This is a genomic window from Modicisalibacter tunisiensis (genome assembly GCF_020148005.1).
Lineage (GTDB): Bacteria > Pseudomonadota > Gammaproteobacteria > Pseudomonadales > Halomonadaceae > Modicisalibacter > Modicisalibacter tunisiensis.
On sequence record NZ_JAGXFD010000001.1, the window covers coordinates 1012729 to 1026144 of the forward strand.

The following is a 13416-nucleotide window of genomic DNA, read 5'->3' on the forward strand; positions in this document are numbered from 1 at the left end:
CGGCGAGTCGATATCCATTATGCCTTTACGCTGCTGGGCTGCTCTCTGGTCTGTCTGAACAAGCTTCAAGGCAGGTTTTGAAAGGCACTCTAAAGCCCAATACAATTAATGGCTTCGACTATCGCAGCCTGCCATGGGATTCCACCGGTATAGCGAGCACCCCGTCCTCGCCAGGATCTGGGCTACCACAGCGAGCTTGATACACCCGCGTCCATTGATAGTGTCTTTATCGCTGGCCAATTCGATAGATAAAATCTGCTAGATAGTGATGGCATCCGTGTAAGGAAACTGGTCACACAGCAACAAAGGTATGAGAATCCAGAAACATCTCATCAGGAGGGCGTCGCCATGAAACCTTCAATAGTAAAGTCCTTCGCTGTCGTCGCTATATCACTGGCCTCAGTCCCGGCATTTGCCATGGATAGCCTAGTCATCGAGCGATTCTACATACAGAATAAAGAGCCCTTGAATGCGAGCCATAAGGTCGCGGATTATCCAGGATTATTAAGAGTTAGCGAAGGCGATAAAGACAGTGAGGGTATCCGGAATAACATGCGTGTAAACGAAAATGCGTATCATGGAAATATACCCTATCTACAGAGGGCGAGGGCAGTAGGTAATCTCAGGGGGGATGCCGAATAAGACAGTATCTATTGATCTGTCATTACATCAGAGAGTGGAAACGTTTCCACTCTCTTTATTTATGTCGATTGGTTATGAAATGCTTCAGGGGGGGATGGTGACCTGACCCCGAGTGCGGAAAGCGCCGGGTGACCGATGACGGGCTCGTGTAAGGATTCGTGCCGGTAGCCGACAAAGTAGGGCGCAGGCAAGGAGTACGGTGGGAAAGCATCGCGGGTTCGTACCCGAGCATCTGTATAGATGCGCCGGCAAGTTGGCTCGATACTCTCTACGGCAGGCGTTCCAGGGCCATGGCCGACAGGTCGTGCAGCGCAGGTAAATTTTAGAGGTGGGAGGATGGCCTGGCATGAAGATGCGCATGATAGGGATAGCGGTGGGCGCCTGGGGGCTGGTTATCGGCGCGCAGAACACTTTGGCCGCTGAAATCGACTTTTCCGCCCGTGATATGGCGTCCTGGTCAATGCGCTCCTTCGAGGGCGAGACACATTACTCGGTTGTACAAGAGCACGGCGTCGAGGTACTCGAGGCGAATGCTCGGGGCCAGGCCTCCGCGAAGTACCTGAAACGCGAGATCGATCTGCGCAAGACGCCTTACCTGCACTGGTGCTGGAAGGCGAGCGCTCGCTATTCGGGGCTCGATGAGCGCAGCAAGGCCGGCGACGACTATCCCGCCCGGCTCTACGTGGCGCGCAAGACGGGTTTCCTGCCGTGGCAGGTGCACTCGGTGAACTATGTATGGTCGTCCAATCAACCCGCGGGGGCACGCTGGCCGAATGCCTTCACCGACCGGGCGATGCTGCTGGCTCTTCAGGGGCAACGGTCACCACTCGACGAGTGGCGCGCGGAAGTCCGCAACGTGAGCGCTGATTTCAAGGCGCTGTTCGGAGACGCCGCGAGCGAGATCGATGGCGTGGCGCTGATGAGCGATGGCGACAATGCAGGCGGCAACGCCACTGCGCGGTATTACGGCGTGGGATTCTCCGATTCGCCGGAGCCCCCGGCCTGCCCGGGATGAATCAAGCGAGGTTTTCTTCATGTTGAACATGATTCGACGATTGATGAGGGGGGCCGAGCCCGTCGAGCGGACGCCGCAGACCCAGGCGGAAGCCGATGAGCAAGCACAAGGCCTGGCGCTTTATCATTACGAAGGCTGCCCCTTTTGCGGGAAGGTCCGGCGTGCCATTGCCAGGCTGAACATCGAGATCGTGCTGCATGACATCAACCGGGACCCCGGTGCCAGACAGCGTTTGATCGCCGGTGGCGGCAGGAGGACCGTGCCTTGCCTGCGGATCGATGATGGCGACACGACGACCTGGCTCTATGAGTCCAGCGATATCGTCGCCTATCTGGAAAAGCGATTTGCGGCATCGTGATGAACCGCATGACATGGCGTCTCTACCCGCTTCGATGGAAACCGCATGCATGATCTAACGCCACGGCGCATGCCGACCCAGCCACGATTGAGTGTCATCGTGCCGGTATTGAACGAGGCCTCGACGATCCAGGCCTGCCTGACCGCCTTGCTGCCATTATGGGTCTGTGGTGTCGAGGTCATCGTCGTCGATGGGGGCAGCGTCGACGATACCGTCGCCCTGGCACGTCCCCTGGCGGATCGGGTGCTGGTCAGCGAGCGCGCCCGAGCCCGGCAGATGAATCATGGCGCCCGGGAAAGTCGAGGAGAGCATCTTGTCTTTCTGCATGCCGACACGCGCCTGCCGCGCCGCGCCGACCTGTTGATCGACTGGGCATTGAAGGGACCCGGTTGCTGGGGGCGTTTCGACGTGACCATAGAGCGGAGTTTTGTGCTGGCCGGGCTGGTCGGCTGGAGCATGAATCTGCGGTCCCGGCTGACCGGCATCGCCACGGGTGACCAGGCGCTCTTCATGACACGCGAGGTTTTCGCCCTCGTCGGCGGTTTTCCCGACCAGCCATTGATGGAAGACATCGCCATGAGCCGGCTGCTGCGCCGCCTGTCCAAGCCGGTTTGCCTCGCCCCGCGAGTGGCCACGTCGGCGCGACGCTGGCAGCAGCACGGCCCGTTACGCATCATCGTCACGATGTGGTGGCTGCGCCTGCGCTACTGGTGTGGTGCGTCGCCCTGGACCCTGGCGGGGGAGTACACCGATGTTCGCTGACGCAATGGCCCCGGATGCCCAAGTGGTGGTGCTGGTGTTCGCCAAGGCGCCGATCCCCGGCAAGGTCAAGACTCGGCTGATGCCGTCGCTCGATGCCAAGCAAGCGTGCGACGTGCATGTCGCGCTGCTCGAACGCACGCTCGCTGTAGCCTGCCGGGCCTTTTCCCCCGCGCGGGTCCAGCTTTGGGCCGGTCTGGAGCCGACTCATCCGACTCTCGAGGCCTTGGCGGCGTGTCACGGTATTGCGCGGCATGCCCAGTCGTCGGGCGACCTGGGCAGACGGATGCACGCCGCCCTGTGTGCCCAGCAGGGCCCGGCACTGTTGATCGGCAGCGACTGCCCGGTGCTGACGCCGATTCTGCTGGCCCGCTGTGCGCGGGCGCTGGTGGATCACGACCTGGTGCTGCTGCCCGCCGAGGATGGTGGTTATGCGCTAATCGGGGGAGTGCGGCCCCATTGCGGCGTATTCGAGGCCATCGAATGGGGCGGTCGGGACGTGACCGCACAGACTCTGGAGCGGGCCCGGGCTCTGGGCCTTCATGTGGCCTGCCCGGAGACGGTCTGGGATATCGACACGCCGCGCGATCTCGAGCGTTGGCGAAACCTGGACGATTCGACATGAAAACGGGCCGGATAAAGTGGTCAGCGGATGCGTTTCATTGCCATGATGAATCAAGACCATCGATCAGGAGACGTGTCATGGCATCGTTGCCGGATTCATCGCGGGGAGCGCGCGCCGGGCGACCCGTGGAGCCATCCAGTGATCGACAGCGCCGTCTGGCGGCGGTCCGCCCGCGCCTGCTGGCCTTTGCCCGCTTGCAACTGCGCGATGCCTCCGAAGCGGAGGATGTGGTTCAGGAAGCCTTGATCGCGGCGGTCGAGAAGGATGATTGCTTCGAGGGGAAATCCGGTTACGAGACATGGGTCTTCGGGATCCTGAAAAACAAGATCCTGGATGCGCTGCGGGCCCAGAAGCGACGGGGAAAATGGCAGTCCTGGGACGATGACGGCGTCGAGGAGGCCATCGAACGACAATTCCAGGAAACGGGCAGATGGACGAAAATGGCACGCCCCAGGAGTTGGGGCGACCCGGAGAGCACGCTGGCCAGCGAACGTTTCTGGCAGGTGTTCGACAGTTGCATGATCGCGCTTCCCGATAACATTGCCAGGGTCTTCACGCTGCGTGAACTCATGGGGCTCTCCACACAGCAGATCTGTGAGGAGGTCGGCATCAAGGAAAACAATTGCTGGGTCATACTTCATCGGGGAAGGTTGCTGTTGAGGGGCTGTCTGGAAAAAGGGTGGTTGTCGGAGGCCGAGTGATGAGAATTTTGATGTGTCGAGAAGCGACGCGATTGATGTCCAAGCGACTGGATACTTCGCTGAGTTTCCAGGAAAGAATGTCGCTTAAGTTTCACCTGGCCATGTGCGGCGCTTGCCGGAACTGCAACCAGCAGTTCCAGTTGCTTCATGGCCTGGGAGGCGTGCTGGAAGAAAAGGTGAGACCAGCATCCCGTGATACGGGAAATAATGCAGAATGACGCTTCTCGATAAAGCCGTTAACCATGCCAGAGATCCCCTGACGATATTACTGCAGCCTCTTTTTCTGGGAAGCGACTTTTACCACGCTGCCAAGCAGTGCGGTGACTGGTTACTGTCGCACGATCATCCAGTGGCGCCGAGCTTTCATCTGGTTACCGAAGGCCAATGCTGTCTGGCGTGGTTAGATGGTGGCCAGGAGCTGCTGAACCCGGGGGACCTGGTCTTCTTTCCCGGAGATGCCCCGCACCGCCTGACACCTGGGGCGGGTCCAGCGCGTGAGCCGCAGCGGGTGGTTTCGCTGAGCAGTGAAGTCGCCGGCGTGGGCTTGATTTGCGGTCATTTCCGGTTTCTTCATCAGGTGCCACCGGCCTGGTTCAGCGCGTTGCCGCGTATCGTGCGAATTCCTCACAAGGCGCGTGGGCGCGCCTTCCAGAATGTGGTCGAGACGATCGTCGATGAAATGTTGGACGCCGAAGCTCCCGGCCATGAGCTGACGACCAACGCCCTGGCCAATGTCTTGTTGATCCTGATTCTGCGCTACTGTCTGGAACGGGGGCTGTTGGAGGCGCGTAGCCTGATGGAATTTCAGGACCCGCCAGTACGACGGGCACTCGGGCTGCTGCATGAAGACCCCTGTCGCGACTGGACGCTACGGGAGCTGGCGTGCGAGGTAGGCCTGTCCCGCTCGAGTTTCAGCGAGCGTTTTCACCGTGTCGTCGGCACGACCGTAGCCCGTTACCAGGCGCGACTGCGCATGCTTCTGGCGGACCAGGCGCTAGCCAATGGCGAGAGCATTGTGGGCGCCATGCTGGCCAGTGGCTATCGCTCGGAATCCACCTTCCGAAAGGCCTACAAGCGGATCAAGGGCGTTCCGCCAAAACGCATCAAGATGCTGTAGACAGCGTGATCACTTCACTGACCTGCAAGACCGGTTCTGCATTGGTGAAGTGGGGAATATCGTCCATGATCTGTTGTCCGACGGCGTCGAAGGCCGACTCGAAGGCCGCCGGTGAGTCGAACCCCAGGTGGGCGATAAGATAATAGGGTGATGAAGCATCGGTCCCGCGATGCACTCTCGCATAACGCAGGCCATGCTCTCCCAGCTTTTTCTCGACCAGGGGAACATGCTTTTCCAGGTAATACCGATCATCAAAGGCAAGATTATCCTGGCTGGGGTAGGCTACCATGATATCGATCATTTCCGTCTCCTAATGGATAAATCCAGAGATATTTCAAGTAAAAATCCGTATTGGGTACGTCTCGTATGCAAGGCTCGGGGTTATTCCCGGCGTGAAGTCTTGGCCAGGCGCGGGTAAACACTGCCGAGTATGGCACCCCAAATCCAGTGCAGAACCAGGGTCATGACCGGTGCCATGGGTCCGATGCTCAAGCCGAACGGACCGGCGCCCGCCATGGGCATGGCAATCACCATCATCACCAGCCAGGCACCCGTGCTGAACACGAGGCCCTTGGCAAGAGGTGTCTTGCCCGGCAGAGCGTCGACGAGCAAGGCAAACAGCAGCCCCCAGAGCACGGTGCCGATGGCGAAGTGCATCAGCCAACCCAGCAAGGGAGACGGAGGCAGCCCCATTCGGGCATGCAGCATCTGCGCCAGCATCTGGATGACATTCAACTGAGGCATGATCCCCATGCCGGCCTTGAACAGCATGATCAGCGACAGAACGATGGTGGCGGCCAGGCCAGCGACCATGCCACTTGCATAACGGTTCATGGAAAGCTCCTTTCCCGGGTTACCGAAGGTTCTCAACGAATCGGAGCAGCAAACGATGAATTGCAGCTCATTCATGTTGTTGCTCGTCTCGATTAGTCGTCACCCGGCTCTAACCCTTACAAATCGCCTCCCCGCTATTGGGTGAAATTTCTTCCATGAGTTGCCGGCTCAGTGCGATGAGCGAATCAGCCTGCCAGTCAGGCTCGAAGAGCTGTGGGTCGATGACCTTTCCGGGGCGGGCGATGAAGCCGGTTCGGCATCCCGCGCTTGCGGCGCCGATCAAATCCCAGCCATGCGCCGCGATCATGACCAATTCTCGGGTCGAGACTTGCCAGTGATCGGCGACGTATTGATACGCTGGCTGGCTCGGCTTGTAGGTCTCTACGGAATCGACGCTGAGAATAACGTCGAATGAGGTATCCAGCCCTGCATGCGCTAGTTGGTGCTGTACAGTCTCGAGCGTGCCATTGGTCAGCGCGGTCAGTTGAAACCCTCTGGCGCGCAGCTCGGCGAGGGCGGGCGCCGCATCGGGGTGCGCCGGCAGGGCGGCCAGCATGTCGGTAAGCTCGCGTTGATGATCGTCGTCGATGTGGATGCCATGGCGCAGACCGGTTTGCCGCAAGGCACTCTTCGCCAGAAGCCCGAAGGGGAGATAACGACCGGCAAGCGTTGCCGTCATCCATGTTTCCTCCAGGGTAAGGAACCACTCTCCGCGCACTGCCGCCTTGCCAAATAGCTTCTCGAAAAGTGGCGACAGTACTGCGGTGTCGAGCAACGTCTCGTTGATATCGAATACCAGGATCATGGGAGCTTTCCGTTGTCGGATGGACGGTGCCCTCACTCAAGCATGCATGGCAGCGTTTCGCAGCGGTTTTGGCGGGATGATGTACGTTGTGACATGAAATAGAGACGTGGGGTGACATTCCTTCAGCCCGATGGAGCTACCCTTGTGCGTGACATACGTCATCACGAGGAGGGTTACATGACGGACTTTACGCTACACACGGTCGACAGCGCGCCCCAGGAAGCCAGGGAGCGGCTCGAGAGTACGCAAAAACAGATGGGCTTCCTGCCCAACCTGTTCGCCAAGATGGCGGAAGCGCCGGTGCTGCTGGAGGCCTATCAGACACTCGACGAGATCTACTCGCGGACCAGCCTGACGCCGGCACAGCAGCAGGTCGCGCTACTCGCCATCAGTGCCACCAATGGCTGCAGTTTCTGCGTGGCGGCGCACTCCGGGGGCGCGAAGGCCGCCAAGGTGCCGGAGGGTGATATCGAGAAGCTGCGCGAGCTGAAAAATCCCGATGATCCAAAGCTGAATGCTGTGGCACGTTTTGCCAAGCATCTCGTCGAGGCACGAGGCTGGGCCGAGGAGGCCGAGATGCAGGCGTTTCTGGGCGCCGGTTTCGAAAAACAGCAGCTTCTCGAACTGGTCATCGCCGTGAGCCTCAAGACGCTGTCCAACTACACCAATCACATTGCCGGCACGCCACTCAACGACGAGCTCAAGGCTTTCGAGTGGCAGAATCCGCGTGGCTGATTGAGAACGGTGCATCAGAGGCGCCATCACGGGCGCTGTGGGCGATATGCCAGCCTTGGCATATCGCCCTTTTTATGGTGATAGCCGTGGTTCGATGTAAGGATCCTGGTGTGGGCACGACTCAATGCGGGAGCCTCGGCGATTCGGGCATCCTGCCCGGGGCATGGGGCAGGCTGGGGTCGCGTCATGCCGCGTCAACGCCCATGACCAGTCGGTCAACATAAGGGGAAGCGATTGAAACAGTATCGTGTGGTGATTCTTGGCGTGGTTTTGGTGGCGATCGTGGCCTTCTTTGCGTGGGGGTTCGACGATTACCTCACGCTCGAGTCCATCAAGTCGCTGCAAGGGCGGTTCGATCAGTGGTTCTCGGACTCTCCCTGGCTGGTCGCCGGTGGTTTCTTCCTCGTCTATGTCCTGATCGCCGCGCTCTCGCTACCGGGTGCCACGCTGCTCACTCTGCTGGGTGGGGCACTGTTCGGCCTGGGCTGGGGGTTCCTGATCATCTCCTTCGCGAGCACGATTGGTGCCACACTGGCCTTTCTGGTCTCCCGGACCCTGTTCCGGGAGTTGATCGAGCGTCGCTTCGCGCGGCAGATCGAGACGATCAACCGGGGCATCGAGCGCGACGGGGCGTTGTATCTGTTCAGCCTGCGCCTGGTGCCGATCTTCCCGTTCTTCGTCGTCAATCTGGTGATGGGCCTGACCCGGCTGCGCACCTCGGTGTTCTATGTCGCCAGCCAGATCGGCATGATCCCCGGCACTCTGGTCTACGTGAATGCCGGCCAGCAACTCGGCGAACTGCAATCGCTGGGAGGTGTCGTGTCGCCGTCGCTGCTGCTCTCCTTCGCCCTGCTGGGCGTCTTCCCGCTGATCGCGCGTTGGATCGTCGACGCCCTGCAACGCCGCAAGCGCTACCGGGGGTATTCCAAGCCTCGGCACTTCGATTACGACATTTTAGTGATCGGCGGTGGCTCGGCAGGGCTCGTGACCAGCTACATCGCCAGCGCGGTGCGGGCGAAGGTCGCGCTGGTCGAGCGCGACGCCATGGGGGGCGACTGCCTCAATACCGGCTGCGTGCCTTCCAAGGCGCTGATTCGCGCCGCGCGAGCCGCCCAGGACATTCGCGATGCCGAGCGACTGGGCGTCCATGCGGGGGCGCCGCGAATCGACTTCGGCGAGGTCATGGGCCATGTGCGGCGCGTCATCGAGGAGGTGGCGCCCCATGACAGCGAGGAACGCTATACCGGACTGGGGGTCGAGGTTAAACGCGGTAAGGCGCGGCTGTATTCCCCATGGACGGTCGATGTCGACGGCCAGCCACTGACGGCCCGGCATATCGTCATCGCCACCGGGGCCACGCCCAGGGTGCCACCAATCCCGGGCATCGAGCAGATCGAGGTGCTGACCTCCGAGAACCTGTGGACGTTGACCGAGCAGCCGCGCCGCCTGGTGGTGCTGGGCGGCGGCGCCATCGGCTGCGAACTCGGCCAGAGCTTCGCCCGCCTGGGCAGCCAGGTCACGCTGGTCGAGGGGGCCGAGCGGCTGCTGGGGCGCGAGGATGACGAGGTCGGGGAACTCGTCGCCGGCCTGCTTGCCGAGGAAGGCCTCGAGATCATGACCGGTACCCGGGCGCTTGCGGTGACGGTCGAGAACGGCGGGAACCAGCTTCTGGTCGAGGCGGCCGACGGAAAGCAGACCCGCATTCCCTTCGACCGTCTGCTGGTCAGTGTCGGTCGCCAGGCCAACGTCGAGGGGCTCGGGCTGGAAGCGCTGGGGATCGCCACTCGCGACAACGGCACCCTGGAGGTCAACGAGCAGCTACAGACCAGGCTGCCCAACATCTGGGCCTGCGGCGATGTCGCCGGCCCTTATCAGTTGACCCACGCCGCCGCGCACCAGGCCTGGCATGTTGCCGTCAACGCCCTGTTCGGCGAGTTCAAGCGCTTCAAGGTCGACTACCGCATCATGCCCGCGGTGACGTACCTGCAACCCGAAGTGGCCCGCGTGGGGCTCAACGAGCGCGAGGCCAAAGCCCAGGGCATAGCCTACGAGGTCACCCGTTACGAGATGGCCGAGAGCGACCGGGCGATCGCCGAGCGCGCCACCACCGGCTTCGTCAAGATCCTCACCGTGCCCGGCAAGGACCGCATCCTCGGTGCCACCCTGGTCGGCGAAAACGCCGGTGAATGGCTGGCGGAGGTGACGCTGGCCATGAAGCACAACATCGGACTCAACAAACTGCTCGGCACGATTCATCCCTACCCGACCCTCTCGGAAGCCGTCAAGGGCACCGCCGGCGTGTGGAAGAACGCCCACAAGCCCGAGCGGGTGCTTGGTTGGCTAGCATGTTATTTCCGGTGGCGACGTGGAGGGCGTGATTGACGTTGTCATCGCACTCATTCATTGAGGCCGCCATGTGATTCCTTGGATACTGGTGGACATCACTCGATGTTTTGGATCTGCTCGCGCATCTGCTCGATCAGCACCTTCAACTCCACCGCGCAGCGGGTGCTCTCGGCGACCACCGCCTTGGAGGAGAGGGTGTTGGCCTCGCGGTTGAGTTCCTGCATCAGGAAATCCAGGCGCCGGCCGACCGGCCCCTTCTGCTTGAGCTGGCGTTCGACCTCGGTAACGTGGGTCTCGAGGCGGTCGAGTTCCTCGTCGACGTCGGCCTTCTGGGCGAGCAGGGCGATCTCGGCCTCGAGCCGCTGGGGGTCGAGCTCGGCCTTGAGGGCGTCCAGGCGTTCGGTGAGCTGGGTGCGCTGGCGCTCGAGGATGGTCGGCATCAGGCCGCGCACCTCGGCGACCTGCACGCGCACGGCGTCGAGGCGTTGCTGGATGAGCTCGGCCAGCCGCTCGCCCTCGCGGGCGCGACCGTCGATCAGGTCGTCGAGGGCGGCGTCGAACAGCGCCCGGGCGGCCTGCTTGACGGTGTCCAGGTCGATGCCGCGGGCGTCCACCACGCCGGGATGATCGAGCAGGGCCAGGGCATCGGGCAGCGGCGCGTCGGGCAGTTCGGCGCGTACCTCGTGCAGGGCGCGGGCGAGTTCCGCGAGGCGTTGACGGTTGACGCTCAGCGTCTCGCCGCCGGTGGCCGGGTCGAAGCGCAGGCTGCACTCCACCTTGCCGCGGGCCAGCCGCCGGCGCATCGCCTCGCGGAAGGCCGGCTCCAGGTCGCGCAGGGTGTCCGGCAGGCGAAAGTGCGGCTCCAGGTAGCGCTGGTTCACCGAACGCAGTTCCAGTTGCAGGCTGCCCCAGTCGGCGTCCCGGGTCTGCCGGGAAAAGGCGGTCATGCTGTACGCCATGCAAGCTCCTTGGCTGTTCGTCGCGAGAAAGGCCTGCGGCCAGTGTAACGAATCCGCGCCGGGGTGACGCGAACGTGTAGAATGTCGCCCCACCCGGGGCCACCCGGCAAGACTTCGATTCCAGCGATCCTGACGAGAGGTGATATGCACTCAGGTCCTATCCGTCCCAGTGGGCGCCAGCCCGAACAGACCCGCGAGATTCAGCTGATCCGTGACTATACCCGGCATGCCGAAGGGTCGGTGCTGGTGGCCTTCGGCGACACCCAGGTGCTGTGCAACGCCAGCGTCGAGGCCGGTGTGCCGCGCTGGCTGCGTGGCAAGGGCCAGGGCTGGGTGACGGCCGAATACGGCATGCTGCCGCGGGCCACCCATACGCGTGGCGCGCGCGAGGCGGCGCGCGGCAAGCAGGGCGGGCGCACCCTGGAGATCCAGCGGCTGATCGGCCGGGCGCTGCGTGCCTCGGTCAATCTCAGGAAGCTCGGCGAGTTCACCATCACCGTCGACTGCGACGTCATCCAGGCCGACGGCGGCACTCGCACCGCCTCGATCACCGGCGGCTGCGTGGCGCTGGTGGATGCCATCCGCCACCTGCAGCGCGAGAAGCTGATCAAGGGCGACCCGTTCAAGCAGCTGGTCAGCTCGGTGTCGGTAGGGGTCTACAAGGGCACGCCGGTGGTCGATCTCGACTATCCGGAAGACAGCGCCGCGGACACCGACATGAACGTGGTGATGACCGAAGGCGGCGGGCTGATCGAGGTGCAGGGCACCGCCGAGGCGGCCGCGTTCTCGCGGGCCGAGCTCGATACCATGCTCGACCTGGCCGAGGGCGCCGGTGCCGAGCTGTTCGCCCGTCAGCGCGAGGCGCTGGGCATCCGTGCCTGAGGCCGGAGCCTGAAGCAGCGACGCCGGCCCGAGGGCCGGCGTCAGTCAGGCGCGACGAAGGGCAGGGGCTTACAGCTTGAGGTCGTACTCCACGATCAGCGGGGCGTACTCCGAGAAGGTGGCGTCGCGGTCGATCCAGGCGTCGACCACATGGCGGCGAAACTCGGGGCCGACCACCTGATAGTCGATGCGCCAGCCTTCCTGACGGGTGCGCGGCACGTCCTGGTCGAGCCTGGGCCACCAGGTGTACTCGCCGGCGTTGCGGTTGACCTCGCGGAAGGTGTCGATGAAGCCGGTGGGCCCGAACACCTGGTCCATCCAGGCGCGCTCTTCCGGCTTGAAACCGGGCGTGGTCTGGTTGTCCGCCCAGTTGGCGAGGTCGACGGTCTTGTGGGCGATGTGCCAGGTGCCGCAGATGATGTACTCGCGGCGCTTGCGGGCCATCTTGGCCAGATATTCCTGGTACTGGGCCATGAACGACTGCTTGGCGGCGTAGTCGCTGCCGTCGGGCATCAGGAAGCTGGCGATGCTGAAGCGGTCGTAGTCGGCCTGCAGGAAGCGCGCCTCGTTGTCGCACTCCGGAAAGCCCAGGCCGTACATGATCGCCTTGGGGATCTTGCGGCAGTACAGCCCGACGCCCGAGAAGCCGTCCTGCTCGGCATCGAGGAAGTACCCTTCATACCCTTCCGGGTAGAGGATGCGGTCGTCGAGTTCGAAGCTCTTGGTCTTCAGATTCTGCACGCAGACGACGTCGGCATCCTGGTTCTCCAGCCAGTCGAGGAAGCCTCGCTCGACGGCGGCCTGAATTCCGTTGACGTTGATGCTGGCGATTTTCATACATGGTCCCTTTTTCGTCGCGCGTGTATGATACCTGAGCTTTCGACGTTTGGGTAAATGACTCGAGCCAATCATTCGGATAAGGGGAGCATCACGCCGTGGCCGCCCAGTTGCAGGATTATCAGCGCGACTTCATCGCCTTCGCCATCGAGCAGGGCGTGCTCAAGTTCGGTGAGTTCACCCTCAAGTCCGGCCGTGTCAGCCCCTACTTCTTCAATGCCGGCCTGTTCAGAAGCGGGGCCGCGCTGGCGCGCCTGGGACGCTGCTACGCCCAGGCCATCGCCGACAGCGGCATCACCGCCGATGTGCTCTTCGGCCCCGCCTACAAGGGCATCCCGCTGGGCGCCACCACCGCCGTGGCGCTGGCCGACCATCACGACCGTGACCTGCCCTTCGCCTTCAACCGCAAGGAGGCCAAGGACCACGGCGAGGGTGGCCTGATCGTCGGTGCCGAGCTCGTCGGGCGCATCCTGATCATCGACGACGTGATCACCGCCGGCACCGCGATCGGCGAGGTGATGCAGCTGATCGATGCCGCCGGCGCCGAGCCCGCCGGCGTGGTGATCGCGCTGGACCGCCAGGAGCGGGGGCAAGGCGAGAAGAGCGCCATCCAGGAGGTCGAGGCCCGCTACGGCATGCCGGTGGTCAGCATCGTCACCCTCGACGACGTGCTGGCCTATCTCGAGAGCCACGCCGGTGACGCGCTCAAGCCCCATGCCGAGGCGATCCGCGCCTACCGGGAACGCTACGGGGTCGTCGCGGACTGAGCCAACGGAAACGCCGTTTGATAATCGCTAATGT

At 62.5% G+C, this 13416-nt stretch carries 17 protein-coding genes; 12 read left to right on the forward strand and 5 right to left on the reverse strand.

The genetic code is table 11. The annotated features are described in order from the left end of the window. Window positions 1-348: 348 nt before the first annotated feature. The 8 genes from KGQ91_RS04670 (at window position 349) to KGQ91_RS04705 (ending at window position 5217) form a co-directional block, all read left to right on the forward strand. Window positions 349-642, forward strand: a complete 294-nt coding sequence (locus KGQ91_RS04670; RefSeq protein ID WP_224420389.1) for a hypothetical protein — start codon at window positions 349-351, stop codon at window positions 640-642. A 346-nt stretch (window positions 643-988) separates the two neighbouring features. Next, the gene (locus tag KGQ91_RS04675) at window positions 989-1657 is read left to right on the forward strand and encodes a DUF3047 domain-containing protein (protein WP_224420390.1); all 669 of its coding nucleotides are present in this window, start codon (window positions 989-991) and stop codon (window positions 1655-1657) included. 19 nt (window positions 1658-1676) lie between these two features. After that, window positions 1677-2015 carry a glutaredoxin family protein gene (locus tag KGQ91_RS04680; RefSeq protein WP_224420391.1) on the forward strand — a complete coding sequence of 113 codons (339 nt, stop codon included), beginning with the start codon at window positions 1677-1679 and terminating at the stop codon, window positions 2013-2015. Between the two features lie 45 nt (window positions 2016-2060). Beyond that, window positions 2061-2777, forward strand: a complete 717-nt coding sequence (locus tag KGQ91_RS04685) for a TIGR04283 family arsenosugar biosynthesis glycosyltransferase (protein ID WP_224420392.1) — start codon at window positions 2061-2063, stop codon at window positions 2775-2777. After that, on the forward strand, window positions 2767-3399 hold the full coding sequence (locus tag KGQ91_RS04690) for a TIGR04282 family arsenosugar biosynthesis glycosyltransferase (protein WP_224416070.1): 633 nt from the start codon (window positions 2767-2769) through the stop codon (window positions 3397-3399). Before KGQ91_RS04685 ends, KGQ91_RS04690 begins: the two co-directional genes overlap by 11 nt. Before the next feature lie 77 nt (window positions 3400-3476). After that, complete coding sequence (locus tag KGQ91_RS04695; protein ID WP_224416069.1) at window positions 3477-4100, forward strand: sigma-70 family RNA polymerase sigma factor; 624 nt, start codon at window positions 3477-3479, stop codon at window positions 4098-4100. Between the two features lie 11 nt (window positions 4101-4111). Next, window positions 4112-4318, forward strand: coding sequence for a zf-HC2 domain-containing protein (locus KGQ91_RS04700; RefSeq protein ID WP_224416822.1), 207 nt, complete (start codon window positions 4112-4114; stop codon window positions 4316-4318). Beyond that, window positions 4315-5217, forward strand: a complete 903-nt coding sequence (locus tag KGQ91_RS04705) for an AraC family transcriptional regulator (protein WP_224416068.1) — start codon at window positions 4315-4317, stop codon at window positions 5215-5217. The genes KGQ91_RS04700 and KGQ91_RS04705 overlap by 4 nt, the downstream gene beginning before the upstream one ends. Here KGQ91_RS04705 and KGQ91_RS04710 read toward each other — a convergent pair. The 3 genes from KGQ91_RS04710 to KGQ91_RS04720 form a co-directional block, all read right to left on the reverse strand. Next, window positions 5204-5518 carry an EthD family reductase gene (locus tag KGQ91_RS04710; protein WP_224416067.1) on the reverse strand — a complete coding sequence of 105 codons (315 nt, stop codon included), beginning with the start codon at window positions 5516-5518 and terminating at the stop codon, window positions 5204-5206. The genes KGQ91_RS04705 and KGQ91_RS04710 overlap by 14 nt on opposite strands. Window positions 5519-5598: 80 nt before the next feature. Then, on the reverse strand, window positions 5599-6126 hold the full coding sequence (locus tag KGQ91_RS04715) for a DUF6789 family protein (RefSeq protein ID WP_224416066.1): 528 nt from the start codon (window positions 6124-6126) through the stop codon (window positions 5599-5601). Between the two features lie 34 nt (window positions 6127-6160). Further along, window positions 6161-6856, reverse strand: coding sequence for a haloacid dehalogenase type II (locus KGQ91_RS04720; protein ID WP_224416065.1), 696 nt, complete (start codon window positions 6854-6856; stop codon window positions 6161-6163). A gap of 177 nt (window positions 6857-7033) precedes the next feature. Here KGQ91_RS04720 and KGQ91_RS04725 point away from each other — a divergent pair, with 177 nt between their 5' ends. Continuing rightward, window positions 7034-7591 (forward strand): carboxymuconolactone decarboxylase family protein, encoded by a 558-nt coding sequence (locus KGQ91_RS04725; protein WP_224416064.1) that lies wholly within the window; start codon window positions 7034-7036, stop codon window positions 7589-7591. Window positions 7592-7825: 234 nt separating this feature from the next. Continuing rightward, a complete protein-coding gene (locus KGQ91_RS04730) occupies window positions 7826-9973 on the forward strand; it encodes an FAD-dependent oxidoreductase (RefSeq protein ID WP_224416063.1) in 2148 nt (715 codons plus the stop codon). A gap of 59 nt (window positions 9974-10032) precedes the next feature. Here KGQ91_RS04730 and KGQ91_RS04735 read toward each other — a convergent pair whose 3' ends face one another. Then, complete coding sequence (locus KGQ91_RS04735) at window positions 10033-10896, reverse strand: YicC/YloC family endoribonuclease (RefSeq protein WP_224420393.1); 864 nt, start codon at window positions 10894-10896, stop codon at window positions 10033-10035. 144 nt (window positions 10897-11040) lie between these two features. Here KGQ91_RS04735 and rph point away from each other — a divergent pair, with 144 nt between their 5' ends. Continuing rightward, window positions 11041-11778 (forward strand): ribonuclease PH, encoded by a 738-nt coding sequence (gene rph / locus KGQ91_RS04740; RefSeq protein ID WP_263478943.1) that lies wholly within the window; start codon window positions 11041-11043, stop codon window positions 11776-11778. A gap of 69 nt (window positions 11779-11847) precedes the next feature. Here the strand turns inward: rph and KGQ91_RS04745 are convergent, their stop codons facing one another. Further along, on the reverse strand, window positions 11848-12615 hold the full coding sequence (locus tag KGQ91_RS04745; RefSeq protein ID WP_163647945.1) for an exodeoxyribonuclease III: 768 nt from the start codon (window positions 12613-12615) through the stop codon (window positions 11848-11850). Window positions 12616-12713: 98 nt separating this feature from the next. On the opposite strand from KGQ91_RS04745, the gene pyrE reads away from it, so the two are divergent. Beyond that, window positions 12714-13382: an orotate phosphoribosyltransferase gene (gene pyrE, locus KGQ91_RS04750; protein WP_163647944.1), complete on the forward strand. Its 669-nt coding sequence runs from the start codon at window positions 12714-12716 to the stop codon at window positions 13380-13382. Window positions 13383-13416 lie beyond the last annotated feature (34 nt).